1 protein-coding gene is annotated in these 371 nt (G+C 50.1%); it reads left to right on the top strand.

Annotation, left to right across the window (positions count from 1 at the left end):
- Window positions 1-49 precede the first annotated feature (49 nt).
- Window positions 50-371 (top strand): phospholipase A (locus A3751_RS00395; RefSeq protein WP_231876803.1); only part of this gene is annotated, 322 nt, incomplete at its 3' end.

The following is a 371-nucleotide window of genomic DNA, read 5'->3' as shown; positions in this document are numbered from 1 at the left end:
CGAGACCAGTATGCTGCATCCTGAAGACGGTGTTTACTTCGGCTTTACAATGAAGTCATTTNNGCAGGCATACAATAGCGAGATATCTGCACCGTTTCGTGAAACCAATTACCGACCAGAGATTTTCTATCAAACGCCCATCAACCTCCCCGATCTGAATGGTGCGTTCTTCTTCCGAACCGGTTTTGAGCACGAGAGCAACGGGCGTAGTCAGCTACTTAGCCGTAGCTGGAATCGAGCCTATGTTGGACTTGGCTTCATTCGACCGAACTGGGCCATTTATATACAGCCCTGGTACAGAATACCGGAAGATGAAAAGGTGGATGATGGCGAACCCTCAACGCCGCCTCCTGCAAAAGGCGACGACAACC

Source organism: Oleiphilus sp. HI0080 (assembly GCF_001635135.1).
The sequence above is the reverse complement of the archived record's forward strand: the minus strand, read 5'-3'. Positions and strand labels throughout refer to the sequence as shown.